General features: G+C 66.7%; 28 protein-coding genes. 17 read left to right on the forward strand and 11 right to left on the reverse strand.

All coding sequences use genetic code 11. From position 1 onward, the window contains the following. From ctaD to PTT45_RS19210, 3 genes are read left to right on the forward strand one after another with little or no spacing between them, the layout of a single operon-like run. Complete coding sequence (gene ctaD, locus PTT45_RS19200; RefSeq protein ID WP_273815515.1) at positions 1-1602, forward strand: cytochrome c oxidase subunit I; 1602 nt, start codon at positions 1-3, stop codon at positions 1600-1602. Positions 1603-1612: 10 nt separating this feature from the next. Then, positions 1613-2191: a cytochrome c oxidase assembly protein gene (locus PTT45_RS19205; protein WP_273815516.1), complete on the forward strand. Its 579-nt coding sequence runs from the start codon at positions 1613-1615 to the stop codon at positions 2189-2191. A 13-nt stretch (positions 2192-2204) separates the two neighbouring features. Beyond that, positions 2205-3092, forward strand: coding sequence for a cytochrome c oxidase subunit 3 (locus PTT45_RS19210; RefSeq protein ID WP_273815517.1), 888 nt, complete (start codon positions 2205-2207; stop codon positions 3090-3092). A gap of 9 nt (positions 3093-3101) precedes the next feature. Here PTT45_RS19210 and PTT45_RS19215 read toward each other — a convergent pair whose 3' ends face one another. Then, positions 3102-3305 (reverse strand): twin transmembrane helix small protein, encoded by a 204-nt coding sequence (locus PTT45_RS19215; RefSeq protein WP_273815518.1) that lies wholly within the window; start codon positions 3303-3305, stop codon positions 3102-3104. Positions 3306-3381: 76 nt separating this feature from the next. On the opposite strand from PTT45_RS19215, the gene PTT45_RS19220 reads away from it, so the two are divergent. From PTT45_RS19220 to PTT45_RS19245, 6 genes are read left to right on the forward strand one after another with little or no spacing between them, the layout of a single operon-like run. After that, entirely contained in the window at positions 3382-4137 is a 756-nt protein-coding gene (locus PTT45_RS19220; protein ID WP_273815520.1) for an SURF1 family protein, read from the forward strand. After that, positions 4100-4693 carry a hypothetical protein gene (locus PTT45_RS19225; RefSeq protein ID WP_273815521.1) on the forward strand — a complete coding sequence of 198 codons (594 nt, stop codon included), beginning with the start codon at positions 4100-4102 and terminating at the stop codon, positions 4691-4693. Before PTT45_RS19220 ends, PTT45_RS19225 begins: the two co-directional genes overlap by 38 nt. A 42-nt stretch (positions 4694-4735) precedes the next feature. Next, complete coding sequence (locus PTT45_RS19230) at positions 4736-5791, forward strand: COX15/CtaA family protein (RefSeq protein WP_273815523.1); 1056 nt, start codon at positions 4736-4738, stop codon at positions 5789-5791. Positions 5792-5807: 16 nt separating this feature from the next. After that, complete coding sequence (cyoE, locus tag PTT45_RS19235) at positions 5808-6707, forward strand: heme o synthase (protein ID WP_137973858.1); 900 nt, start codon at positions 5808-5810, stop codon at positions 6705-6707. Positions 6708-6766: 59 nt separating this feature from the next. After that, entirely contained in the window at positions 6767-7405 is a 639-nt protein-coding gene (locus tag PTT45_RS19240) for an SCO family protein (protein WP_273815525.1), read from the forward strand. Between the two features lie 6 nt (positions 7406-7411). Beyond that, on the forward strand, positions 7412-8089 hold the full coding sequence (locus PTT45_RS19245; protein WP_273815527.1) for a hypothetical protein: 678 nt from the start codon (positions 7412-7414) through the stop codon (positions 8087-8089). A gap of 47 nt (positions 8090-8136) precedes the next feature. On the opposite strand, the gene PTT45_RS19250 is transcribed toward PTT45_RS19245, so the two are convergent. The 7 genes from PTT45_RS19250 to PTT45_RS19280 all read right to left on the reverse strand — a co-directional run bounded on the left by PTT45_RS19250 (position 8137) and on the right by PTT45_RS19280 (position 13873). After that, entirely contained in the window at positions 8137-8916 is a 780-nt protein-coding gene (locus tag PTT45_RS19250; RefSeq protein WP_273815528.1) for a MetQ/NlpA family ABC transporter substrate-binding protein, read from the reverse strand. A 77-nt stretch (positions 8917-8993) separates the two neighbouring features. Beyond that, entirely contained in the window at positions 8994-9662 is a 669-nt protein-coding gene (locus tag PTT45_RS19255; RefSeq protein ID WP_273815530.1) for a methionine ABC transporter permease, read from the reverse strand. Then, positions 9662-10669, reverse strand: coding sequence for a methionine ABC transporter ATP-binding protein (locus PTT45_RS19260; RefSeq protein WP_273815532.1), 1008 nt, complete (start codon positions 10667-10669; stop codon positions 9662-9664). The genes PTT45_RS19255 and PTT45_RS19260 overlap by 1 nt, the downstream gene beginning before the upstream one ends. Positions 10670-10876: 207 nt before the next feature. Then, entirely contained in the window at positions 10877-11743 is an 867-nt protein-coding gene (locus PTT45_RS19265) for a hypothetical protein (RefSeq protein WP_273815533.1), read from the reverse strand. Between the two features lie 53 nt (positions 11744-11796). Next, complete coding sequence (gene znuB / locus PTT45_RS19270; protein ID WP_273815534.1) at positions 11797-12585, reverse strand: zinc ABC transporter permease subunit ZnuB; 789 nt, start codon at positions 12583-12585, stop codon at positions 11797-11799. After that, positions 12585-13376, reverse strand: coding sequence for a zinc ABC transporter ATP-binding protein ZnuC (gene znuC, locus PTT45_RS19275; RefSeq protein WP_273815536.1), 792 nt, complete (start codon positions 13374-13376; stop codon positions 12585-12587). The genes znuB and znuC overlap by 1 nt, the downstream gene beginning before the upstream one ends. Continuing rightward, positions 13373-13873: a Fur family transcriptional regulator gene (locus tag PTT45_RS19280; RefSeq protein ID WP_273815538.1), complete on the reverse strand. Its 501-nt coding sequence runs from the start codon at positions 13871-13873 to the stop codon at positions 13373-13375. The genes znuC and PTT45_RS19280 overlap by 4 nt, the downstream gene beginning before the upstream one ends. A 63-nt stretch (positions 13874-13936) precedes the next feature. On the opposite strand from PTT45_RS19280, the gene PTT45_RS19285 reads away from it, so the two are divergent. After that, a complete protein-coding gene (locus PTT45_RS19285; RefSeq protein ID WP_273815540.1) occupies positions 13937-14851 on the forward strand; it encodes a zinc ABC transporter substrate-binding protein in 915 nt (304 codons plus the stop codon). A gap of 9 nt (positions 14852-14860) precedes the next feature. Continuing rightward, complete coding sequence (locus PTT45_RS19290; protein ID WP_273815541.1) at positions 14861-15199, forward strand: hypothetical protein; 339 nt, start codon at positions 14861-14863, stop codon at positions 15197-15199. On the opposite strand, the gene PTT45_RS19295 is transcribed toward PTT45_RS19290, so the two are convergent. Both PTT45_RS19295 and PTT45_RS19300 read right to left on the reverse strand, forming a co-directional pair. Continuing rightward, the gene (locus tag PTT45_RS19295; protein WP_273815542.1) at positions 15182-16132 is read right to left on the reverse strand and encodes a homoserine kinase; all 951 of its coding nucleotides are present in this window, start codon (positions 16130-16132) and stop codon (positions 15182-15184) included. The genes PTT45_RS19290 and PTT45_RS19295 overlap by 18 nt on opposite strands. Before the next feature lie 6 nt (positions 16133-16138). Then, a complete protein-coding gene (locus tag PTT45_RS19300) occupies positions 16139-16423 on the reverse strand; it encodes a DUF2782 domain-containing protein (protein ID WP_273815544.1) in 285 nt (94 codons plus the stop codon). A gap of 74 nt (positions 16424-16497) precedes the next feature. Here PTT45_RS19300 and polA point away from each other — a divergent pair, with 74 nt between their 5' ends. Beyond that, positions 16498-19290 (forward strand): DNA polymerase I, encoded by a 2793-nt coding sequence (gene polA / locus PTT45_RS19305; protein ID WP_273815545.1) that lies wholly within the window; start codon positions 16498-16500, stop codon positions 19288-19290. Between the two features lie 320 nt (positions 19291-19610). On the opposite strand, the gene yihA is transcribed toward polA, so the two are convergent. Next, complete coding sequence (gene yihA / locus PTT45_RS19310; RefSeq protein WP_273815546.1) at positions 19611-20261, reverse strand: ribosome biogenesis GTP-binding protein YihA/YsxC; 651 nt, start codon at positions 20259-20261, stop codon at positions 19611-19613. A 204-nt stretch (positions 20262-20465) separates the two neighbouring features. Between yihA and PTT45_RS19315 the strand changes: the two genes are divergently transcribed. The 5 genes from PTT45_RS19315 to PTT45_RS19335 all read left to right on the forward strand — a co-directional run bounded on the left by PTT45_RS19315 (position 20466) and on the right by PTT45_RS19335 (position 25010). Further along, on the forward strand, positions 20466-20756 hold the full coding sequence (locus PTT45_RS19315; protein ID WP_273815547.1) for a c-type cytochrome: 291 nt from the start codon (positions 20466-20468) through the stop codon (positions 20754-20756). A gap of 46 nt (positions 20757-20802) precedes the next feature. Continuing rightward, entirely contained in the window at positions 20803-21426 is a 624-nt protein-coding gene (locus tag PTT45_RS19320; RefSeq protein WP_273815550.1) for a c-type cytochrome, read from the forward strand. Positions 21427-21571: 145 nt separating this feature from the next. Continuing rightward, positions 21572-22201 carry a thiol:disulfide interchange protein DsbA/DsbL gene (locus tag PTT45_RS19325; RefSeq protein WP_273815551.1) on the forward strand — a complete coding sequence of 210 codons (630 nt, stop codon included), beginning with the start codon at positions 21572-21574 and terminating at the stop codon, positions 22199-22201. Between the two features lie 10 nt (positions 22202-22211). After that, positions 22212-23054 (forward strand): endonuclease/exonuclease/phosphatase family protein, encoded by an 843-nt coding sequence (locus PTT45_RS19330; RefSeq protein WP_273815553.1) that lies wholly within the window; start codon positions 22212-22214, stop codon positions 23052-23054. A 24-nt stretch (positions 23055-23078) separates the two neighbouring features. Beyond that, positions 23079-25010, forward strand: coding sequence for a GGDEF domain-containing protein (locus PTT45_RS19335; RefSeq protein ID WP_273815554.1), 1932 nt, complete (start codon positions 23079-23081; stop codon positions 25008-25010). The last annotated feature ends 63 nt before the right edge of the window (positions 25011-25073 follow it).

Here is a 25073-nt window from a genome sequence, read left to right on the forward strand (position 1 = left end):
ATGAGTGCAGTGATCGACTCTCACAAAGAGCATGGTCATGCCGGGCATGACCACCACCACGGCCCCGCCAAGGGCCTGATGCGCTGGGTGCTGACCACCAACCACAAGGACATCGGCACGATGTACCTGTGGTTCAGCTTCGCCATGTTCCTGCTTGGCGGGTCCATGGCCATGGTGATTCGCGCCGAGCTGTTCCAGCCGGGCCTGCAGATCGTCGAGCCGGCGTTCTTCAACCAGATGACCACCATGCACGGCCTGATCATGGTGTTCGGCGCGGTGATGCCGGCCTTCGTCGGCCTGGCTAACTGGATGATCCCGCTAATGGTCGGCGCGCCGGATATGGCCCTGCCGCGGATGAACAACTTCAGCTTCTGGCTTCTGCCGGCGGCCTTCGGCCTGCTGGTCAGCACCCTGTTCACCGAGGGCGGTGGGCCGAACTTCGGCTGGACCTTCTACGCGCCGCTGTCGACCACCTACGCGCCGGAATCGGTGACCTTCTTCATCTTCGCCATCCACCTGATGGGCATCAGCTCGATCATGGGCGCGATCAACGTGATCGCCACCATTCTCAACCTGCGCGCCCCCGGCATGACCCTGATGAAGATGCCGCTGTTCGTCTGGACCTGGCTGATCACCGCCTTCCTGCTCATCGCGGTGATGCCGGTGCTGGCGGGTTGTGTGACCATGATGCTGATGGACATCCACTTCGGCACCAGCTTCTTCAGTGCGGCTGGTGGCGGTGACCCGGTGCTGTTCCAGCACGTGTTCTGGTTCTTCGGCCACCCCGAGGTGTACATCATGATCCTGCCGGCGTTCGGCGCCGTCAGCGCGATCATCCCGGCCTTCGCGCGCAAGCCGCTGTTCGGCTACACCTCGATGGTCTACGCGACCGCCTCGATCGCCTTCCTGTCGTTCATCGTTTGGGCGCACCACATGTTCACCGTCGGCATCCCGCTGACCGGCGAGCTGTTCTTCATGTACGCCACCATGCTGATCGCCGTGCCCACCGGGGTGAAGGTGTTCAACTGGGTGAGCACCATGTGGCAGGGCTCGATGACCTTCGAGACACCGATGCTGTTCGCCGTGGCCTTCGTCATCCTGTTCACCATCGGCGGCTTCTCCGGGCTGATGCTGGCCATCGCCCCGGCGGACTTCCAGTACCACGACACCTACTTCGTGGTGGCGCACTTCCACTACGTGCTGGTGCCTGGGGCGATCTTCGGCATCTTCGCCTCGGCCTACTACTGGCTGCCCAAATGGACCGGGCACATGTATGACGAGACCCTCGGCAAGCTGCACTTCTGGATGAGCTTCATCGGCATGAACCTGGCGTTCTTCCCGATGCACTTCGTCGGCCTGGCCGGCATGCCACGGCGGATTCCGGACTACAACCTGCAGTTCGCCGACTTCAACATGATCTCGTCGATCGGTGCCTTCACCTTCGGCGCCACCCAGTTCCTCTTCCTGTTCATCGTCATCAAGTGCATCCGCAGCGGCAAGCCGGCCCCGGCCAAGCCCTGGGACGGCGCCGAGGGGCTGGAGTGGACCGTGCCGTCGCCGGCGCCGTACCACACCTTCACCACCCCGCCGGAAGTGAAGTAGGAGCGCGGCCATGAGCGAAGCCCTAGACAACCGCCGCCTGGTCCTCCGCCTGTTGGCGGTGGTGGTCGGCATGTTCGCCTTCGGCTTCGCCCTGGTGCCGATCTACGACGTGATGTGCCAGGCATTCGGCATCAACGGCAAGACCGCCGGGGCCTACCAGGGCCAGCAGGCGGTGGACGAGGCGCGCCAGGTGCGTGTGCAGTTCCTCGCCACCAACTCCGCCGACATGGTCTGGGAATTCCATCCCATGGCGGACGAGCTGACCGTGGTGGCCGGGGCGAGCAACGAGATGCTGTTCGTTGCCCACAACCCCACCGACAAGCCGATGACCGCCCAGGCCATCCCCAGCGTGGCGCCATCCAAGGCCGCAGCCTTCTTCCACAAGACCGAGTGCTTCTGCTTCACCCAGCAGGTGCTGCAGCCGGGCGAGCGCATCGAGATGCCGGTGCGCTTCATCGTCGACCGCGACCTGCCGAAGGATGTGAAGCACCTGACCCTGGCCTACACCCTGTTCGATATCACTGCGCGCAAACCGCCCGTCGCGCAGGCGACTCTTGCCCAGACAGCCCCTACCCGGGCGGCTCCATAAGGAGAACAAGAAAATGTCGAGTCACGAGAACTACTACGTTCCCGCCCAGAGCAAGTGGCCGATCATCGCCACCATCGGCATGCTCACCACCGTCTACGGTGTCGGCACCTGGTTCAACGACCTCAAGGCGGATCGCGCCGAGTCCAACGGCCCGCTGATCTTCTTCGTCGGCGGCCTGATCCTCGCCTACATGCTGTTCGGCTGGTTCGGCAACGTGATCAAGGAAAGCCGCGAAGGCCTGTACAGCGCGCAGATGGATCGCTCGTTCCGCTGGGGCATGAGCTGGTTCATCTTCTCCGAGGTGATGTTCTTCGCCGCCTTCTTCGGCGTGCTGTTCTACGTGCGCACCTGGGCCGGCCCTTGGCTCGGCGGTGAAGGCGACAAGGGCGTGTCCAACATGCTGTGGCCGAACTTCGAGTACACCTGGCCGCTGCTGAATACTCCGGACCCGAAACTCTTCCCCGCGCCCAGCGGCGTGATTTCGGCCTGGGGGCTGCCGCTGCTCAACACCATCCTGCTGGTGACTTCCAGCTTCACCGTGACCTTCGCCCACCACGCGCTGAAGAAGAACCACCGCAAGCAGCTGAAGATCTGGCTGGCGCTGACCGTACTGCTCGGTATCGCCTTCCTGTTCTTCCAGGTCGAAGAGTACGTGCATGCCTACAGCGAGCTGGGCCTGACCCTGGGCTCGGGCATCTACGGCGCGACATTCTTCATGCTCACCGGTTTCCACGGTGCGCACGTGACACTGGGCGCGTTGATGCTCACGGTGATGCTGGTGCGGATCTGGCGTGGCCACTTCAATGCCGACCAGCACTTCGCCTTCGAGGCGGCCGCCTGGTACTGGCACTTCGTCGATGTGGTGTGGATCGGCCTGTTCGTCTTCGTCTACGTGCTGTAACGGGGCGCTCTACCAGGTGACATGAGAAACCAGTTGGCCGCTGTAGAAGCCCCAGGCGATCAGTGCCAGGGTCGTGGCGGCCAGTACCACACGGACGGTCAGGGCGTTGACCACCCGCGAGCCGCGGCCGTCATCCCTGACCAGGAAGAACAGGCCACTGAACAGGCTGACCAGGGTGGCCAGCAGCAGGAGGATGATCGCGGCTTTGAGCATGCGTGACTCCGGAGATGGGGGAGATGGTGTGCAGTTCGATTATAGCCAGCCGCACCCAGGCCTTCGGGGGAAGGTCATGAACGGCTTTCGCCCGGGGCTGTTGCCCAGCATCGTGGTGGCGCTGCTGCTGCCGCTGCTGATCGGCCTGGGCTTCTGGCAACTGTCGCGGGCCGAGGAGAAGCGCGTGCTGCTCGCCGATTTCGCCGCGCGCGAGCATGCCGAACCCATGAGCGTGCCCGAGCTGGAGCGACGCGCCGACCTCGCCCACCTGCGCATCCGCCTGCGCGGCCAGTTCGACGAGCGCCACAGCCTGCTGCTGGATAACAGCCAGCGCGGCGGCCAGGTCGGCGTCGAGCTGCTGCAGCCCTTCTACGATCAGGCCTCCGGCCTCTGGCTGCTGGTCAACCGTGGCTGGCTGCCCTGGCCGGACCGGCGCTCGCCGCCGCAATTCACCACCCCTGAACAACCGTTGGAGCTGGTCGCACGAGTGCATGTCCCGCTCGGCGAAGCCTTCCAGCTGCGCGCCGATCCGGCGGGCGGCGACTGGCCGCGACTGATCACTGCCGTCGAGCCGGATCGCCTGTGGCGCCAGCTCGGCCGCGGCGGCATGGCCTACGAGGTGCGCCTCGAGCCCGGCCCCGCCGCCTACCAGGCCGAGTGGCCGCTGGTGGCCATGGGCCCGGAAAAGCACAGCGGCTACGCCGTGCAGTGGTTCGCCCTGGCTACTGCCCTGGTCGGCCTCTACCTCTATCTCGGCATACACAACTCAAGACAGATCGCGCGGGAGCAACAGCATGAGCACAGCCATGAATCCGGCCCTTTCCACTCCTGAGGCGCCCCAGGCCCGCGGTCGCGGGCGCTGGCAGCTGATCCTGCTGCTGCTGGTGGCGATCGGCCCGATGATCCTCGCCACCGCCATGTACCAGTGGCGCTTCTGGGTGCCGGACGGGCGCAACTACCACGGCACCCTGATCGGCGACGGCAGCCAGCTGGCGGATATCGGCGTGCAGGGCGCCGCCCAGGAGCGCTGGCAGTTGCTGGTCACCAGTGACGGCGATTGCGCCGAGGACTGCCGCCAGCTGGTCTACACCGCCCGGCAGATTCACATCGGCCTCAACCGTGAGGCCTCCCGCGCGGCCCATGGCCTGGCCGTGTCCCGGCCGCTGGCTGCCGACTATGACGAGCAACTCCAGCGCGAGTACCCGCAGCTGGGCCGCTATCGGCTGGACAGCCTGAGTTACGACAAGGCCGTGCCGGCGGGCCAGGGTGCCCAGCTATGGATAGTCGACCCGCAGGGCAACCTGGTGCTGCGCTACGACGGCAAGGCCAAGGGCAAGGACATCCTCAACGACGTGCGCCTGCTGCTGAAGCTGTCGCAGATCGGCTGACCGGCTAGCACTACCGGCCCATAACAATAAGAGAGGCCCCGGATGAGTGAACGCAAGACCCTGCCCGGCTACCGCCTGGCCCTGTTCGCCACCGCCCTGGCGGTGGTGGTGGTACTGCTCGGCGCCTATACCCGGCTGACCCACGCCGGCCTCGGTTGCCCGGACTGGCCGGGCTGCTACGGCTTCATCGGCGTGCCGATGAGCGAGCACAAGCAGACGCTGGCCGAGGCACGCTTCCCCCATGCGCCGGTGGAGGTGGAGAAGGGCTGGAACGAGATGGTCCACCGCTACTTCGCCGGCACCCTGGGCCTGGTCATCCTCGGCCTGGCCGTGCAGGCACTGCGCCGCCGCGCTGTCGACGGCCAGCCGCTGAAGTTGCCGCTGCTGCTGCTCGGCGTGGTCACCGCTCAGGCCGCCTTCGGCATGTGGACGGTGACGCTGCAACTCTGGCCGCAGGTGGTCACTGCCCACCTGCTTGGCGGCTTCACCACCCTGGCCCTGCTGTTCCTGCTGACCCTGCGTCTGTCTGGTGCGCTGCCGGTGCTGCCAGACCTTTCCCTGCGCCTGCGCGCGCTGGCCGGGGCAGCGCTGCTCCTGGCGATCTGCCAGATCGCCCTGGGCGGTTGGGTCAGCTCCAACTACGCGGCGGTGGCCTGCGTCGACCTGCCGACCTGCCATGGTGAATGGTGGCCGGCGATGGACTTCGCCAACGGCTTCCACCTGACCCAGCACATCGGCCCCAACTATCTCGGCGGACAGCTCGACAGCGACGCCCGCACCGCCATCCATATGACCCACAGGCTGGGTGCAGTGGTGCTCAGTCTGGTCCTGCTGTTGCTGGCCTGGCGCCTGCGTACCGCCGGTCTCGGCCGCCTGACCGGCCTGTTGCTGTTGGCGCTGGCGGTACAAGTCAGCCTGGGCGTGAGCAACGTGCTGCTGCACCTGCCGCTGGCGGTGGCGGTGGCGCACAACGCCGGTGGCGCCGCGCTGCTGCTGGTGCTGGTCCTGATCAACTATCGCCTGCGTCGTGCCGCGAGCCCTGCTCGCGCGGCGCAGGCGGCTGCCGTCGCCGGCGTCCTGGCGCCGGTCGGCAAATAAGCAGAGGAGATACGCCATGGCTACTGCACTGCGAGCCCACTCCGAATCCGCCAGCTGGCGCGACTACCTGGAGCTGACCAAGCCTCGGGTGGTGCTGCTGATGCTGATCACCTCGCTGGTCGGCATGTTCCTCGCCACCCGCGCCGGGGTGCCCTGGACCGTGCTGGTCTTCGGCAACCTCGGCATCGGCCTGTGCGCCGGCGCGGCGGCGGCGGTCAACCATGTGGTCGACCGGCGTATCGACTCGATCATGGCGCGTACCCACAAGCGTCCGGTCACCGCCGGGCGGCTCTCGGTGCCGGCAGCGCTGGGCTTTGCCCTGCTGCTGGCGGTGGCCGGGATGGCTCTGCTGCTCAGTTTCACCAACGAGCTGGCCGCCTGGCTGACCCTGGCTTCCCTGCTTGGTTATGCGGTGCTCTACACCGGATTTCTCAAGCGCGCCACGCCACAGAACATCGTGATCGGTGGCCTGGCCGGTGCCGCGCCGCCGCTGCTCGGCTGGGTCGCAGTCACTGGGCATATCAGTGCCGAGCCGCTGTTGCTGGTGCTGATCATCTTCGCCTGGACGCCGCCGCACTTCTGGGCCCTGGCCATCCACCGTAAGGAGGAGTACGCCAAGGCCGATATCCCCATGCTGCCGGTGACCCACGGCGAGCACTACACCAAGGTGCACATCCTGCTGTACACCGCCGTGATGCTGGCCGTGACCCTGCTGCCCTACGCCATCCACATGAGCGGGCCGCTCTATCTCGCGGCCGCGCTGGTGCTCGGTGGGCGCTTCATGTTCTGGGCCTGGGTGCTGTACCGTGACAGCCGACCGCACGCGGCGATCAACACCTTCAAGTACAGTATCTGGTACCTGTTCCTGCTGTTCATCGCCCTGCTGGCCGACCATTACCTGCTGCTCAACCTGTGAGCCGCAGCCCTCGATAGCGGCGGACGACCACCTCGCCCGCCGAGCCGAAGAGAGATTTCATGAGCCGTACCCAGAAGACCGTCATCGTTCTCGCCGCCTTCGTCGCCCTGGTGCTGGGCCTCACCGTCAACAAGGTGCTCAACAGCAAGGGCGATGGCACTGACAAGGTGGCGCTGCTCGATGCCGGCATCGTCCTGCTGCCGCAGAGCCGCACCCTGCCGGGCCTGGCGCTGACCGATCAGGACGGCAAGCCGGTGCAGCTGGACCAACTCAAGGACAAGTGGAGCTTGCTGTTCTTCGGCTACACCTTCTGCCCGGACATCTGCCCGGCCACCCTGGCGCAGCTGCGCCAGCTGCAGGGCATGCTGCCGGCCGAGGCCAAGGACCGGCTGCGCGTGGTCCTGGTGACGGTCGACCCGCACCGTGACACGCCCGAACAGCTGAAGAAGTACCTGGGTTTCTTCGACCCCGGCTTCCAGGGCCTGACCGGCAGCCAGGAAGATATCCAGAAGCTGGCCAGCGCGGTGAGCATCCCCTACATCCCGGCCGACACCAGCAAGGAAAACTACACCGTCGACCACAGCGGCAACCTGGTGATCATCGGCCCGGACGGTACCCAGCGCGGCTTCATCCGCGCGCCGGTGCACAACGACAAGCTGGCCGAGCAGCTGCCGGGCCTGCTGCAGAACGGTAGCTGAGGCGCCATGCCCGATACGCGGTACTGCTCGCGCCTGGGCGCCATGGCCGCCCTGCTCGGCGCAGTGTTGCTGATGCTGGGCACCCTGCTGCATCCGATGCAGGCGCCGCCCTGGGACGCCGCCGCAGCCTTCGCCGAATACGCTGCCGACCACCACTGGCTGAGCAGCCATCTGATCCAGTTACTGGGCGTGCTGCTCGGGGTGTTCGCCCTGTTGGCCCTGGCCTGGCGCCTGCGCGATGGCAAGGCCGGGGTCTGGGCGCTGTTCGGCGCCGCCTGCGCCGTGGCCAGCCTGGCCCTGGCCTTCGTCCTGCAGGCGGTGGATGGCGTGGCGCTGAAGCTGATGGTCGATCAGTGGACGCGGGCCGAGGAGCCGCTCAGGAGCCAGCTGTTCGCCGCCACCTTTGGCGTGCGGCAGATCGAGGCGGGCCTGGCTGCGCTGTTCGGCCTGAGCTTCGCCACCAGCCTGCTGCTCTATGCGCCGGCGTTGTGGCTGAGCCGTCCGGCGCCGCGCGGCCTGGCGCTCGGTGTGCTGCTGGCCGGAGGCGCCAACCTGCTGGCCGCCCTGCTGCAGGGCCTTGATGGCTTCTCCGAGCGAGCGATGAGCTGGAGCATGCCCGCCTCGCTACTAGCCCTGCTCTGGTTCCTCTGGCTGGCGCTATGGCTGTGGCGCCATCCGCAATGAAAAAAGCCCGCTCGATGAGCGGGCTTTTCGTGGGCGGCTGACGGCGATCAGAACGCCGGGACCACGGCACCCTTGTACTTGTCGGCGATGAATTGCTTCACCTCGGCGCTGTGCAGGGCCTTGGCCAGTTTCTGCAGATCGGCGTTGTCTTTCTTCTCGCTGGTGGTCACCAGGATGTTGACGTACGGCGAGTCGGAGCCTTCGATCACCAGGGCGTCCTTGGTCGGGTTCAGGCCGGCTTCCAGGGCGTAGTTGGTGTTGATCAGGGCCAGGTCGACCTGGGCCAGAACGCGCGGCAGGGTGGCCGCTTCCAGTTCACGCACCTTGATGCCCTTCGGGTTCTCGGCGATGTCCTTGACGGTGGCGGTGATGCCGGCGTCGGCCTTCAGTTTGATCACACCGGCCTTCTGCAGCAGCAGCAGGGCACGGCCGCCGTTGGTGGCGTCGTTGGGGATCACGACCTGGGCGCCTTCGCTCAGCTCGTCGAGCTTCTTGATCTTGCTGGAGTAGGCGCCGAAGGGCTCGACGTGCACGCCGGCGATGCTCACCAGCTGGGTGCCACGCGAGGCGTTGAACTCGTCCAGGTACGGCTGGTGCTGGAAGAAGTTGGCGTCCAGGCGGCCTTCAGCGACCTGCACGTTCGGCTGCACGTAGTCGGTGAAGACCTTGATCTTCAGGTCGACGCCTTCCTTGGCCAGGGCCGGTTTGACGAATTCGAGGAGCTCCGCGTGCGGCACGGCGGTGGCCGCGACGCTGATCTCGCCAGCGTGGGCGGCGGCGGAGGTGAGGGCCGCAGCGGCGGCCAGGGCAGTCAGCAGTTTCTTCATGTTCAGCTCCTTGTGGGATATGGCGCGGGGTCCGACGGGTGGCCGGTCGCCCGCTGTTCTAGGTGTTGCGAGTTCTTTTATTTGCGCGAGAAGTGGATGACCAGCTTGTCGCCAACCATCTGCAGGACCTGCACCAGGATCAGTAGGAGGATGACGGTCACCGCCATCACGTCCGGCTGGTAGCGCTGGTAGCCGTAGCGCACGGCCAGGTCGCCGAGGCCGCCGCCGCCAATCAGGCCGCTCATCGCGGTGTAGGAAACCAGGGTAATGGCGGTCACGGTGGTGGCCGCGATCAGCCCCGGCAGCGCTTCCGGCAGCAGGGCGCGGAAGATGATCTGCAGGGTGCTGGCACCCATCGCTTGGGTCGCCTCGATGATGCCGCGGTCGACCTCGCGCAGGGCGGTCTCCACCAGGCGGGCGAAGAACGGCGTGGCACCCACCACCAGCGGCGGGATCGCACCGGCGACGCCCAGCGAGGTGCCGGTGATCAGCACGGTCAGCGGGATCATCAGGATCAGCAGGATCACGAACGGCACCGAGCGCAGCACGTTCACCACCAGCGACAGCACGCCGTACAGCGCGCGCTGCTCGAACATCTGCCTCGGGCCGGTGAGGAACAGCAACACGCCGAGGGGCAGGCCGAGCAGCACGGTGAACAGGGTGGCGCCACCGAGCATGTTGAGGGTGTCGAGGCTGGCGTAGCCGATTTCCTGCCAGTCGACGTTGGGCAGCAGTTGCTCGAGCATCAGCGCAGTACCTCCAGGTGGACTTCGGCGGCCTGGAAGCGCGCCAGCGCGGCGTCGATGTCGCCGCCGGTCAGGGCCAGGGTCAGCTGGCCGTAGGGCGTGTCCTTGATGCGGTCGATGCGCCCGGCCAGGATGCTGTAGTCGACCCCGGTCTCGCGGGCCACGGTGCCCAGCAGCGGCGCATAGGTGGCTTCGCCCTGGAAGGTCAGGCGCAGGATGCGACCCTCGACGTGGGCGAAGTCGTCACGCTGTTCGCTCTCGTCGACCTGCTCGTCCTCCAGCACGAAGCGGCGCGTGGTCTCGTGTTGCGGGTGGAGGAACACCTGGGCCACCGGTCCCTGTTCGACGATGCGACCGTCGTCCATCACCGCCACCTGGTCGCAGACCCGGCGGATCACGTCCATCTCATGGGTGATCAGCACGATGGTCAGGCCCAGTTCGCGATTGATCTCGGCCAGCAGCTGCAGGACCTGGCCGGTGGTCTGCGGGTCGAGGGCGCTGGTGGCCTCGTCGCACAGCAGGATCTTCGGGCGGGTGGCGAGGGCGCGGGCGATGCCGACGCGCTGCTTCTGGCCGCCGGAGAGCTGCGCCGGGTACTTGTTGGCGTGATCGGTGAGGCCGACGCGGGCCAGCAGTTCGGCGACGCGCTGGTTGATCTCGGCGCGGCTCGACTCGCCGGCCAGCTCCAGTGGCATGGCCACGTTGGCCGCCACGGTCTTCGACGACAGCAGGTTGAAGTGCTGGAAGATCATCCCGACCTGGCGGCGGAAGCTGCGCAGGCCATCGGCACCGAGGGCGGTGACGTCCTGGCCGTCGATGACGATGCGGCCGGCGGAGGGTTCCTCCAGGCGATTGATCAGGCGCAGCAGGGTGCTCTTGCCGGCGCCGGAATGGCCGATCAGGCCGAACACCTGGCCCTGCTCGATGCGCAGGTCGGTGGACTGCAGGGCGGGAACATCCCGCCCGGAGACCCGATAGGTCTTCTGGACGTGGTGGAACTCGATCACTGAGCGAACCTTGTGGGTACGTTGGGGGCTGTCAGCCGGCAAGAGGATGGACCGGCGATGTCAGCAAGCGTAGGCGGTTGGCCGAAAGCCGCGCATTCTAGCCGTTTTGTTTATGCGCTCTTAGTCTTTCTTGGCTTCGGCAGCTTTCAGAAAAGCATAAAAACAAAACGGCCGCCCTCGGGCGGCCGTGCATGACCTCGCGCAGGCTCAGCCGTTGCTTTGCGGGCTGAGCACCAGGCGTGGCTCCTGGTCCGGCTTGAGCAGCGGCGACAGCTGCGGGGCGAAGCCCGGGTCGAGCTTCTTGATCCGTGCCGAGAGCAGGGCGGCGACGAAGGGGTAGTCCTTGGCCTCGCGCACTTCCAGGCGCACCGCGCAGTCGAAGGCCACGACATCCGCAGCGACCTTGTCCAGCAGGTCGCGCAGAGCGTTGCGGTCGTTGGCGTCGAGCATCGGCAGCGGTACGCTGCTACTGGCGGCGCTCGGGTCGATCAGCTGGGCACGCGGCTTGGCCGGGGCGGCCTGGGCCACGGGTGCCGGCTTCGGCTGTTCGGCTTGCACTTGTGCCTGGGCCTGGCGCGCGCGCGCTTCGCGCTCGGCGGCGGCCTTCTGCTCGGCCAGTTGACGCTGGCGCGCGGTTTCCGCGTCCTGGCGTGCCTTGGCCGCTTCGGCTTCGCGCTGGACGACTGCCTCGGTGTTGGCGCGGGCGGCATTCAGGCTGGCCAGGTACTGCTGCTTCAGCTCCGGCGAGGCCGCGACCAGGGTCGCCTGACCCTTGCCCAGGGTCGCCTCGGCCGCGCTGGCATCACCGGCCTGCAGCTGCTGCTTGCCACGCTGCAGGTAGGCCTTGGCCAGTTCGCGCTGGTACTGGCCGACGCGGGTGTCGGTGCCGGCGGTGTGCTGGCTGACGTTCTGCAACGCGCGCTCGGCGGCATCCAGCTCGCCGCGGCCGATCTGCGCGGAGATCTGGTTGAACTCATTGACCAGGGCATCCACGGTCCAGAATTCGGCATGGGCCTGGCCCATCAGCAGGCACAGGACAACAGCGGCAGAGATGCGATGCGTTTTGGTGTTCATGGTGTGACCGTATGGTTTTATGGCGTTCCGCTTTGCGCGAAAAACGGCCAATCCTAACGGGCGCGGCGCGGCAGGGCAAAGCCTAGAAGGAACAATGCTGCGGCACTGACCACGATCGACGGTCCGGCGGGGGTGTCCTGGTACCAGGACAACGCCAGCCCGCCGCATACAGCGAGCATGCCCAGCAGGCTGGCGCCGATGGCCATCTGCTCCGGAGTGCGCGCATGGCGCTGGGCGGCGGCGGCCGGAATGATCAGCAGCGAGGTGATCAGCAGCACGCCTACGATCTTCATCGCCACGGCGATCACCACGGCGATCAGCAGCATCAGCGCCAGGCGCAGGCCGGCTACCGGCAGGCCCTCGACCCGCGCCAGCTCCTCATGCACGGTGATCGCCAGCAGGCGCCGCCACAGCGGCAGCAGCAAGGCCAGGACCAGGGCGCTGCCGCCGAGAATCCAGGCCAGGTCGTTGCCGCTCACCGCCAGCAGGTCGCCGAACAGGTAGCCCATCAGGTCGATGCGCACCTCGTCCATAAAGCTCAGTACCACCAGGCCCAGTGACAGGGTGGTTGGCGCCAGGATGCCCAGCAGGGTGTCCGAGGCCAACGGCTGGCGCTGTTGCAGGGTCACCAGCAGCACGGCCAGCAACAGGCAGCCGGCGGTGACCGCCAGGGTCGGGCTGAGGTCGAGCAGGAAGCCCAGGGCCACGCCGAGCAGGGCGGCGTGCGACAGGGTGTCGCCGAAGTAGGCCATGCGCCGCCAGACCACGAAGGAGCCGAGCGGGCCGGCGACCAGGGCCAGGGCCAGGCCGGCGAGCAGTGCGTTGAGCAGGAAATCGGGCATCAGTGTTTGCAGCCTGGGCCGTGGACGTGGACCTGGCCGTGGATGCGTAGGCCGGGCTCGGCGACCACCTCGCCGTGCAGGTCGTGGCTGTGGTCGTGGTGGTGGTGATAGATGGCCAGGCTCTTGGCGTCCTGGCCGAACAGCTCGACGAAGGCCGGGTCGTTGCTGACCTGCTCCGGGTGCCCCGAGCAGCACACGTGGCGATTCAGGCAGATCACCTGGTCGGTGGCGCTCATCACCAAGTGCAGGTCGTGGGACACCATCAGTACGCCGCAGCCGTGGCGGTCGCGCAATTGGGTGATCAGGCGGTACAGCTCGGCCTGGCCGGCCACGTCGACGCCCTGCACCGGCTCGTCGAGCACCAGCAACTCCGGCTCGCGCAGCAGCGCGCGGGCCAGCAGCACGCGCTGCAGTTCGCCGCCGGAGATGCTCTGTAGCGGGCTGTCGATCACCTGGCTTGCACCCACCTCGTCCAGCGCGCCTTGCGCCGCGACGCGGTCGACTCCCGGCACCAGGCGCAGGAAGCGCAATACCGAGAGTGGCAGGGTCGGGTCGATATGCAGCTTCTGCGGCATGTAGCCGATGCGCAGGCGTGGCTTGCGCCGCACGGTGCCGCTGTCCGGCTTGAGCAGGCCGAGCACGGTGCGCACCAGAGTGGTCTTGCCGGCGCCGTTGGGGCCGATCAGGGTGACGATCTCGCCGGGACGCAGCGCCAGCTGCACCTGCTGCAGCACCGGTTGGCCGGAGAAGGCCACGCCGACGTCATCCAGCTGGATCAGTGTTTCGCTCATGCGGCCTTCCGGCAGCCGGCGCACAGGCCGACCACTTCGACGGTCTGGCTCTCGACGGCGAAGCCCACCTCGCCGGCACCGGCGACGATGGCCTGGCTGATGGCCGGCTGCTCCAGCTCGATGGCGGTATGGCAGGTCTTGCAGATGAGGAACTGGCCCTGGTGCAGCTCGCCCGGATGCACGCAGCCGATGAAGGCGTTGAGCGAAGCGATGCGGTGCACCAGGCCGTTCTCCAGGAGGAAGTCCAGCGCCCGATAGACGGTGGGCGGAGCCGCGCGGCGGCCGTCTTCCTCGCTCAGCACGGCGAGGATGTCGTAGGCGCCCAGCGGCTTGTGGCTGGCCCAGACCAGTTCCAGCACGCGCTTGCGCAACGCGGTCAGGCGCGTGCCCTGGCTGGCGCAGATCTGCTCGGCCTCGGCCAGGGCGTCGGCGACGCAGCGCGAATGGTCGTGTGGCAGGCAGGCCAGCGGGGTGTTGCCGATGACGGGCTTGAACATGGCGAGACGTCCGGATGAAGAGACGTTATTCTATAACTCTTTTGCCCTGTGAGTCTTGCCGTCGTGTTCCGTTTCGCTGCTTTTGTCGCCCTTTTCCTCTCCAGCCTGGCCGTGCAGGCCGCCGATGTGCGGGTGCTGACCAGCATCAAGCCGCTGCAGCTGATCGCCGCCGCCGTGCAGGACGGCCTCGGCCAGCCCGAGGTGCTGCTGCCGCCCGGTGCCTCGCCACACCATTTCGCCCTGCGTCCCTCGGACGTGCGTCGGGTGCAGAGCGCCGACCTGCTGTACTGGATCGGCCCGGACATGGAGACCTTCCTGCCGCGTGTACTGAGCGGCCGCGACAAGCCGAACACTGCCGTGCAGGGATTGCCGGGCCTGACCCTGCGCCACTTCGGCGAGGGCGCCGCCGACGAACATGAGCACGCCCACGAACACGGTGCCGACGAGCACGACCATGACCATCGCCCCGGCAGCCTGGATGCCCACCTCTGGCTGCTACCGGCCAATGCCCGGGTCATCGCGGCGAAGATGGCCGCCGACCTGAGCGCCGCCGACCCGAGCAATGCCGCGCGCTACCAGGCCAACCTGACGGCCTTCGAGCAGCGCCTGAGTGGCCTCGATGGTGAGCTGAAAGCGCGCCTAGCGCCGCTGGCGAGCAAGCCATTCTTCGTCTTCCACCAGGCCTTCGACTATTTCGAATCCGCCTACGGCCTGCAGCATGCCGGTGTCTTCACTGCCGCCAGCGAGGTGCAGCCGGGTGCCCGTCAGGTCGCGGCCATGCGCGAGCGCCTCACGGCGGCCGGTCCGGCCTGCGTGTTCAGCGAGCCGCCGCTGCGTCCGCGCCTGGCCGAGACGCTGTCCAGCGGCCTGCCGGTCAAGCTGGCCGAGCTGGATGCGCTGGGAGCCAAGGCCACGAGCTACGAGCAGCTACTGACGAACCTGGGCAGCGGCCTGGCCGGCTGCCTGGAAAGCCTCTGAGGACTGAGCATGCGCAAGGGATGGCGCTGGCCGGCGACGACGCTGGTGATGATGGCCGTCGGTACCCTGCTGGGTTACCAGGCAGCGCGCTGGCAGGCCGGGTTGCAGGGCATCCTGTGCCCCGGTGATTTCCGCGAATACCGCACCGAGGTGGCCCTGCACGATGGCGCCGGTCTGCAATTGCCCGCCGGCACCCGCCTGCGCCTGCGTTTCTGCGAGTACAACGCCCAGGCGCAGCTGGAGCTGCTGATCGACAAGAGCGAGTTCGAGCGGCTGCAGCCGGTGGAGAGCGCTCGTAATGAGCGCTGGCTCTACAACCTGCAGCCCGTCTCAGAGGGCGAAAGGTAGCGGCAATGCCACCTGCTGGCGGCGGGCCAGGCGGCGCTGGAACTCGGCGGGGTCCTTGACCAGTACGTCGCGGCCTTGGAAGCGGCGGGCGGCGATCAGTCTTGAGAGCCAGAAGCGCAGGCAGGCGATGCGCAGCATGGCTGGCCACAGCTCGGCCTCGGCACGGGTGAACGGGCGCAGCGCGGCGTAGGCGCCGAGCAGCGCGCGGCCGCGAGCCAGGTCGAGGTCGTCATCGGCCTGCGAGCACCAGTCGTTGAGGGTGATCGCCAGGTCGTAGAGCATCGGTCCCGAGCAGGCGTTGTAGAAGTCGATCACCCCGGCCAGCTGGTTGCCGTCGAATAGCGCGTTGTCGCGGAACAGGTCGGCGTGCAGGTTGGCCCGCGGCAGGGCGAGGATGCGCGCCTTCAGCTCGCCGATCTCGTGCAGGCTGTCGCGCAGCAGCGGCAGCTGCTCGTCGTGCAGCTCCAGGGCCAGCATGGGCCCCTCTTCCAGCATCCAGTCGAGGCCGCGGTCGCTGCGGCGCTCGAGGATGTTGTCTCGCGTCGCCAGATGCAGGCGCGCCAGCCAGGTGCCGACCTCCGCGCAGTGGTGTGCATTGGGCTGGCTGACGTGCTTGCCGGCCAGACGCGGCTGCAGGATCGCCGGTTTCTCGGCCAGCTCGCGCAGGGCCTCGCCACTTTGCGTGGGCACCGCATAGGGCACCGGCAGGCCCGCTTGGTGCAGGCGTTCGAGCAGGCCGATGAAGAACGGCATGTCGGCGCGCGGGCCGCGCTCCACCAGGGTGAGGACGAATTCGCCGCCCTCCAGGCTGATGAAGAAGTTGCTGTTCTCGGTACCGGCGGCGATGCCCTGGAAGTCCTTCAGGCGGCCTAGCCCGTAGGGTTCGAGGAAGGCTTCCAGCTCATGGCGTTCGAGGGGCGTGAAGACGGACATGGCGGATTACCAGCTGAAGATTTCCCAGGCGGGAATCAGCATGTCCGGCTGGTCGGAGCGGATGAAGTTGCCCTCGCTGCCATCGGCGCGCACCAGGAAGTACGGCTTGCCGTTCTTCGGCGTGACCTTGATGGCATAGAGGAAACCGTTCTGCCGGTACTCGGTGATGGTCTTGTCGCCATCCTGGCGGATGGTCACGTCCGGGTCGCCGGTGATCTCTTCCTCTGCCATGGCGAGCATCGGGCTGGCGGCCAGCAGGGCGGCCAGAGTCAGGCGGGTGAGCATGCGCATGGTAACCTTGTCCCTTTCTTCAGGTTGGTGCGTTCATTCTAGCGCCCACCCCCGGCAAAAGGTTGATTCTGCGCATGTCCAACGCCCCTCTGGTTCTGGTCGACGGCTCTTCTTATCTGTATCGCGCCTTCCACGCCCTGCCGCCGCTGGCCAACTCCAAGGGGCTGCAGACCGGCGCGGTAAAGGGCGTGCTGAACATGCTCAAGAGCCTGCGCAAGCAGTACCCGGACAGCCCGTTCGCGGTGGTCTTCGATGCCAAGGGCGGCACCTTCCGCGACGCCATGTTTGCCGAGTACAAGGCCAATCGCCCGCCGATGCCCGAGGAGTTGCGCGGCCAGGTCGAGCCGCTGCACGCCGCCGTGCGCGCCCTCGGCTACCCGCTGCTGTGCGTGGAAGGCGTGGAGGCCGACGACGTGATCGGCACCCTGGCTCGGCAGACCGCCGCGCTCGGCCGCGACGTGGTGATCTCCACCGGCGACAAGGACATGGCCCAGCTGGTCTGCCCGCACGTCACCCTGGTCAACACCATGACCGGCAGCGTCTACGACATCGAGGGCGTGCGCGAGAAATTCGGCGTCGGCCCTGAGCTGATCATCGACTACCTGGCCCTGATGGGCGACAAGGTCGACAACATCCCCGGCGTGCCGGGCGTCGGCGAGAAGACCGCGCTGGGCCTGCTGGTCGGCGTCGGCGGCGGCCTCGACGTGCTCTACGCCAGCCTGGACAAGGTCCCCGAGCTGCCGATCCGCGGCGCCAAGACCCTGCCGGCCAAGCTTGTCGAGCACAAGGACATGGCCTTCCTCTCCTACCAGCTGGCGACCATCAAGACCGATGTCGAGCTGGATGTCGGCGTCGACGACCTGCATCCCGGCGAGGCGGATCGCGCTGCGCTGGTCACCCTCTATACCGAGCTGGAGTTCAAGGGCTGGCTCGACGAGCTGCAGCGCCAGCAGCCCAAGGCGCGCCCGGCCACGGTGCCGGCGCCCAGCGGCGGCCTGTTCGATCAGCCGGAGGTGGTTGCGGAAGATGCGCCCGCAGCGCCGGCTGCCGAGTCGCGCTATGAAACCGTGCTGGAGCAGGCGCAGTTCGATGCCTGGCTGCAGAAGCTGCAGGCCGCCGAGCTGATTGCCTTCGATACCGAGACCACCAGCCTCGACCCGCAGCAGGCCCAGGTGGTCGGCGTGTCCTTCGCCGTCACTGCCGGCGAGGCGGCCTACGTGCCGCTGGCCCACTCCTATATGGGCGTGCCCGAGCAGCTGGACCGCGACGCCGTGCTCAAGGCGCTCAAGCCGATCCTCGAAGACCCGGCCAAGGCCAAGGTCGGCCAGCACGGCAAGTACGACATGAACGTGCTGGCCAACGCCTCGACGCCGATCGCGGTGCAGGGCCTGGCCTTCGACACCATGCTCGAGTCCTACGTGCTCGATTCGACGGCGACCCGCCACGACATGGACAGCCTGGCGCTCAAGTACCTGGAGCACAGCACCATCCGCTTCGAGGACATTGCCGGCAAGGGCGCCAAGCAGCTGACCTTCGACCAGATCGCCATCGAGCAGGCCGGCCCCTACGCGGCCGAGGATGCCGACGTGACTCTGCGCCTGCACCAGACCCTGTGGGCCAAGTTGTCGGCCACGCCGAGCCTGGTGTCGGTGCTCAAGGACATCGAGATGCCGCTGGTGCCGGTGCTGGCGCGCATCGAGCGCAACGGTGCGCTGGTCGACGCCAAGCTGCTCGGCCAGCAGAGCCTGGAGCTGGGTGAGCGCCTGGTGGCGCTGGAGCGCCAGGCCTTCGAACTGGCCGGCCAGGAGTTCAATCTGGGCTCGCCCAAGCAGCTCGGTGCCATCCTGTACGACAAGCTTGGCCTGCCGGTACTGAGCAAGACCGCCACCGGCCAGCCCTCCACCGCGGAAAACGTGCTGGCCGAACTGGCTGAACAGGACCACGCACTGCCCAAGCTGCTGATGGAGTACCGCAGCCTGAGCAAGCTCAAGAGCACCTACACCGACAAGCTGCCGGAGCAGATCAACCCGCGCACCGGGCGCATCCACACCAGCTATCACCAGGCGGTGGCGGCCACCGGGCGGCTGTCGTCGACTGACCCGAACCTGCAGAACATCCCGATCCGCACCGCCGAGGGCCGGCGCATCCGCCAGGCCTTCGTCGCGCCGAAGGGCTACAAGCTGATGTCGGCGGACTACTCGCAGATCGAGCTGCGCATCATGGCCCATCTGGCCAAGGACGAAGGCCTGTTGGACGCCTTCCGCCACGACCGCGACGTGCACCGCGCCACCGCCGCCGAAGTATTTGGCGTGCCCCTGGAACAGGTGAGCAACGACCAGCGCCGCAGCGCCAAGGCGATCAACTTCGGTCTGATCTACGGCATGAGCGCGTTCGGCCTAGCCAAGCAGATCGGCGTCGACCGCAAGCAGTCGCAGGCCTATATCGACACCTACTTCGCCCGCTATCCCGGCGTGCTGGCCTACATGGAGCGCACCCGCGAGCAGGCCACTCAGCAGGGCTATGTCGAGACTCTGTTCGGTCGCCGTCTGTACCTGCCGGATATCCACGCGAAGAACCCGGCCCTGCGCAAGGGCGCCGAGCGCACCGCGATCAACGCGCCGATGCAGGGCACTGCGGCGGACATCATGAAGCGCGCGATGATTGCCGTGGACCAGTGGCTACCGCAGTCCGGCCTGGATGCGAGAGTCATCCTGCAGGTGCACGACGAACTGGTGCTGGAGGTGCGCGAGGATCAGGTCGATGCGCTCAAGGCCGGCCTGCTGCCGCTGATGAGTGGCGCTGCCGAGCTGGATGTACCGCTGGTGGTGGAAGCCGGAGTCGGCAACAACTGGGACGAGGCGCACTGAGGCGCTGCGGCATAAGGTCGCAGCCTTATGCCGTTATTCTCATAAAAGAAGGTTTTTTATGGGAATGCGATTTAAGAAAAACTGAACTAACAGCCAGATTGGCGGGTCAGAGTTCACGAATGGCATGTAAGCCCTTCGATGCTCCTAGCTGTGTTTTAGTGTTGGCAGATCTCTGAACCCCGCCCTAGCGGTTCAGAATATTGAACCCCGGACTTCTCCCTCCCCATACGAAGCCCGGGGTTTTTTTTGCCTGCAATTTCCCGGCGCAGAGCCTCTGGCCATTGCAGGCGGTGCCGGGATTGGCCCCGGCAACTCGCGACTCAGGCTTCCTCGCCTTCCTCTGCTTCGTCCTCGAGCATGCCCAGCCACTGGGCCAGTACCAGCTGTGCCTCTTCCACGCCCTGGCGCTTGGGGGCAGAGAACAGCTGGATGCTGGCGACGTCGTCGCCCCAGCCCTTGCGGATTTCCTGGCGCACCTTGAGCAGGGTGTTCTTGGCCGCGCCGAAGGTCAGCTTGTCGGCCTTGGTCAGCAGGATGTGCAGCGGCATGCCACTGGCCTTGGACCAGTCCAGCATCATGTTGTCGAACTCGGTCAGCGGATGGCGGATGTCCATCATCAGCACCAGCCCGCACAGGCTCTCGCGGCTGCCCAGGTAGGCTTCCAGGTGCTTCTGCCAGTGCTGCTTGAGCGGGATCGGCACCTTGGCGTAGCCGTAGCCCGGCAGGTCGACCAGGCGGCGCTCGTCGTCCAGGCGGAAGAAGTTGAGCAACTGAGTACGCCCCGGGGTCTTCGAGGTACGCGCCAGGTTGGCGTGGGTCAGGGTGTTCAGGGCGCTGGATTTGCCGGCGTTGGAACGGCCGGCGAAGGCCACTTCCAGGCCCGAATCGTCCGGGCACTGGTCGACCTTGGCGGCGCTGATGAGGAAGGTTGCCTGTTGGCACAGGCCGAGAATGGGGTTCTTCGATGACATGGGGAGTCCGTATGGGCGGGGTGCCGGAAGCCTGGTGGTGGGCCCGGGAAGCCCCGAGGCGCGGCATGGTGTCGCTTCCGTTTCAGCGACGCCAGTATATAATGCCGCAGATTTTGTGTGCGCTTTGTCCTTCTGCCGGGAACGAGACAGAACCCGCTGCGCGATCAGACGCAGGCCGTTCCCCATCCCTGATGAGGTTAGGCTATGAAGAAAGTGCTGGTTGCTGGTGCGATGTTGCTGTGGTTGTCGGGTGTCGCGAATGCGCAGGATCCGGAGGCGGTTTATGCCAAGGCTTGTGCGGCCTGCCACAATGGACAACTACCGATGGCGCCGAAGCGTGGCGACAAGGCGGCTTGGGAGCCGCGTGTGGCCAAGGGCATGGACGCGATGGTACAGAGCGTCACCAACGGTTTGAATGCCATGCCACCTCGTGGCCTGTGCATGGATTGCAGTGCCGAGGACTACCAGGCCGTCATCAAGTTGATGAGCGAGTAGTCCCGTAAGAAAACCTAATTACCTCTAGCCGTTATTGGATTAGCTGATGAACAAAGTACTCGTGAGTCTCCTGTTGAGCCTGGGTGTCTCCGTGGCCGCGCAAGCCGCCGACGCCGGCAAGATCGTTGGTGATGCCGAGGCCGGCAAGGCCAAGACCGCTGTCTGCGCCGCCTGCCATGGCGCCGACGGCAACAGCGCCGCGCCGAACTTCCCCAAGCTGGCCGGCCAGGGCGAGCGCTACCTGCTCAAGCAGATGCATGACATCAAGGGCGGCAAGCGCACCGTTCTGGAGATGACCGGGCTGCTGACCAACGTCAGCGACCAAGACATGGCGGACATTGCTGCCTACTTCTCCAGCCAGCAGATGAGTGTTGGCGCCGCCGACCCGAAAGTGGTCAAGCGTGGTGAAGAGCTGTTCCGTGGCGGCAAGATCGAAGAAGGCATGCCGGCCTGCACCGGTTGCCACTCGCCGAACGGCGCTGGCCTGGCCGCTGCCGGCTTCCCGCACCTGGGTGGCCAGCACGCGCAGTACGTCGGCAAGCAGCTGACCGATTTCCGCGAAGGCAACCGCACCAACGACGGCGACGCGATGATCATGCGCGCCATCGCTGCCAAGCTGAGCAACAAGGATATCGAAGCCGTTTCCAGCTACATCCAGGGCCTGCACTAAGCAGCACTGATACGCGGAAACAAAAGGGTGGCCACGGCCACCCTTTTTCGTTGGTGCTCCCGCTACAATGCCGGAACCCGCGGTGGTGGCATCGGTCGAACCGGGTCGCCGCGCTCACGCGGTCCATATCGCCAAGGAGTTCTGCATGCGTAACCTGATTCTCAGCGCCGCCTTCGCCAGCCTCAGCCTGCTGGGCCTGGGTGCCCACGCCGAGAGCATCGAGGCCGGTCGCCAGTACGTCGAGCTGAGCAGCCCGGTCCCGGTCTCGCAACCGGGCAAGATCGAGGTGGTCGAGCTATTCTGGTACGGCTGCCCGCACTGCTACCAGTTCGAGCCGACCCTCAATCCGTGGGTCGCGAAGCTGCCGAAAGACGTCAACTTCGTGCGCGTGCCGGCCATGTTCGGCGGCATCTGGGACGTACATGGCCAGCTGTTTATCACCCTGGAGTCCATGGGCGTGGAGAAGCAGGTGCATGAGGCCGTGTTCAACGCCCTTCACGTCGAGAAGCGCAAGCTGGCCGATCCGGAAGAGATGGCCGAATTCCTCGCTGGCCACGGCGTGGACAAGGACAAGTTCCTCAGCACCTTCAACTCCTTCGCCGTGAAAGGCCAGATGGCCAAGGCCAAGAAGCTGGCAGCTGCCTACCAGGTCACTGGCGTGCCGGTGCTGATCGTCGGCGGCAAATACCGCTTCGACATCCGCAGCTCCGGTGGCCCGAACGAGGCCCTGCAGGTTGCGGACTTCCTGATCCAGAAAGAGCGTCCCGCCAACTGAGTACCTCACTATGCTGCGCCGCTGGAGTTCCGGGCGTTCCGCGGGCCTGCGCCAAGCGCAGGTCAACGGCCTTTGCACGGAATCCGGTGGCTGCAGCGAGGGGCGCCTGCGCCTGCTCAGCTTCAATATTCAGGTGGGCATCAGCACCGAGCGCTACCACCACTACCTGACCCGCGGCTGGCAGCACCTGCTGCCGCACCCGGGCAGGGCCGGCAACCTGCAGCGCATCGGCGCCCTGCTCGGCGACTACGACGTGGTCGCCCTGCAGGAGGTGGACGGCGGTAGCCTGCGCTCGGGCTACGTCAACCAGGTCGAGCGCCTGGCCGAGCTGGGCGCCTTCCCCTACTGGTACCAGCAGCTCAACCGCAACCTCGGCCGCCTGGCCCAGCACAGCAACGGCATGCTCAGCCGTCTGCGCCCCGATCAACTGGAAGACCATCCCCTGCCCGGCCCGCCCGGTCGCGGCGCGATCCTCATGCGCTTCGGCGAGGGAACGGATGCCCTGGTGGTGGTGAATCTGCACCTGGCGTTGGGTGCGCGCACCCGCACCCGCCAGCTGGCCTATGTACGCGAGCTGATCGCCGGGCAGCGCCACGTGGTGCTAATGGGGGACATGAACACCCATGCCGTCGACCTGCTGCAGAATTCGCCGCTGCGTGACCTCGGCCTGGTCGCACCGCAGGTCGAGGCGACCTTCCCCAGCTGGCGTCCACAGCGTTGTCTCGATCATATTCTGCTCAGCCCGGAGCTGGTGCTGGAGCGGGTCGAAGTGCTTTCCCAACCGATTTCCGACCATTTGCCGGTAGCCGTGGATATCCGCCTGCCGACCGGCAGCAACCTGCCTATGCTTTAGTGGCTTTGCCACTGGATCGCCACCATGACCGATGAAGCCCAGCGCTGGAAAGCCAAGTATCTCGAGAACCTCGAGCAGCAGGAGCTGGAGGAGAAGCGCTGGAACGAGCGCCTCGACCTGCTGCGCCGCGGCCTGGTGCGCAGCTCGCTGGCTGCCGAGGGCAGCGACAAGGCGGTCGACCAGTGCATGCAGGAACTGCGTGAGCTGATTCGTGGCGAGAAGATGGACGCCGGCCTGTCCGCGCTGATCCCGCGCCTGGAAAAGGCGGTGCTGGACTCCGAGCAGCGCCGCCAGCAACGCATCGAACAGAATATCGCCGGTATCACCGGGCTGACCCAGCAACTGCTGGCGCTCGACCCGCCGCGCGAGGTGCGCAAGGCGCTCAAGCAGTTCTCCAAGCGTATCGACGAACGCGCCAGCCAGTCGCGCGAACTGCCGGCCCTGCTGGCCGAGTTGAGCAGCCTGCAGGGCAAGACCCTGAGCGTGCTGGGCAGCGAGCCGGTGGAGCGGCCCGGCCTGCTGCAGCGTCTGTTTGGCAACCGTGACGAGGCGGCGCCCGAAGCTCAGCCCGGCGAGGCGCTGCCGCAGCAGGCCAAAGCCGAGGCCGCGGCGCCAGATCTGGACGACGATGAGGATGACGTGGCGGTGGTTGCCGCGCCGCCGAGTACTCCCGTGTTGGCCCAGGAGCAGCCCGCGCCGGCCGCCGCTATGGCTGTCGCCGAGGCGGTAGTCGCCGCCGAGCCTGCCGCTGCCGTGACGGTGGCCGAGCCGCCAGCAACTCCTGCCGCGCGCCCGGTCGTTGCGCCGCCGCCATCGACGTCCAGCCTCGATAGCCTGCCGCTGGATGCCCGCATCATCACCGGCGATGGCGGTGATCCCGCCTTCGCCCTGCCCGAGCGCCCGGAGCCCGGCTACAGCGCCGTGGCGCCGCATATCGCCGGGAGCCTGCTCGGCCTGCTCGACGAACTGGACCTGCCGCTGCACCACCAGCCCCAGGGCGAGGCCCTGCGCGAGCGCCTGCAGGGTGGGCTGAACTGGTACGAGCTGGTGCCGCTGCTGGACGACCTGGTGGTGCTGGTGCTGGCCGTCACCGATAGCGGCCAGCGCGAGTTCGCCGGTTACCTCAAGCAGCTCAACGAGCGTTTGGCCGCCTTCCTCGGCACCCTTACCGAAGCCCACGAGGGTTACAGCGAGTCGGTGGAGAGTGCGCGCAACTTCAACCAGGAACTGCGCGAACAGGTCAGCGATCTGCAGGCCAGCGTGCAGGAGGCGGCCGACCTGACGGGGCTCAAACGTGCCCTGGAGGAGCGCCTGGAGGGACTGCTGAGCACGGTAAGCAGCCACCAGCGCCAGCGCGAAGGGCGCGAGGAGGAGGTGGCGCAGCGCCTGCAGGCGCTGTCGCAGAAGGTGGCCGAGATGGAGCACGAGGCTCAGGGCTTCCGTGAGCACATCGAGGAGCAGCGGCAGAAGGCCCTCACCGACCCACTCACCGGCCTGGCCAACCGCGCCGGCTGGGCCGAGCGCCTGGACCTGGAGCTGGCGCGCTGGCGCCGCTATGGCGGTGATCTGCTGCTGGCGGTGCTGGACATCGACCACTTCAAGCGGATCAACGACGGCTACGGCCACCTGGCCGGCGACAAGGTGCTGAAGATCATCGCCGGCGAGCTGGCCAAGCGCCTGCGCAAGACCGACTTCCTTGCCCGTTTCGGCGGCGAGGAGTTCGTCCTGCTGGTGCCCAGCACGCCGCTGGACGGTGGCCAGCAGTTGCTGGAGACACTGCGCGTGGCCGTCGAGTCGTGTCCCTTCCACTTCCGCGGTGAGCCGGTGACCATCACCCTCTCCGCCGGCCTCACCGCCTTCGCCAGTGGCGAGAGCAGCGAGACGGCCTTCACCCGTGCCGACCAGGCGCTGTACCGAGCCAAGGGCGCGGGACGCAACCGGATCGAGCTGGGCTAGTCAGCCGGCAACAGTCACTGGGCTGGCCGGCCGCCATTGCGGGCGGCCAGCCAGCTTGGCCTG

This window comes from Pseudomonas sp. Gutcm_11s, assembly GCF_028649395.1.
In the GTDB taxonomy this organism is placed as follows: Bacteria; Pseudomonadota; Gammaproteobacteria; order Pseudomonadales; family Pseudomonadaceae; genus Aquipseudomonas.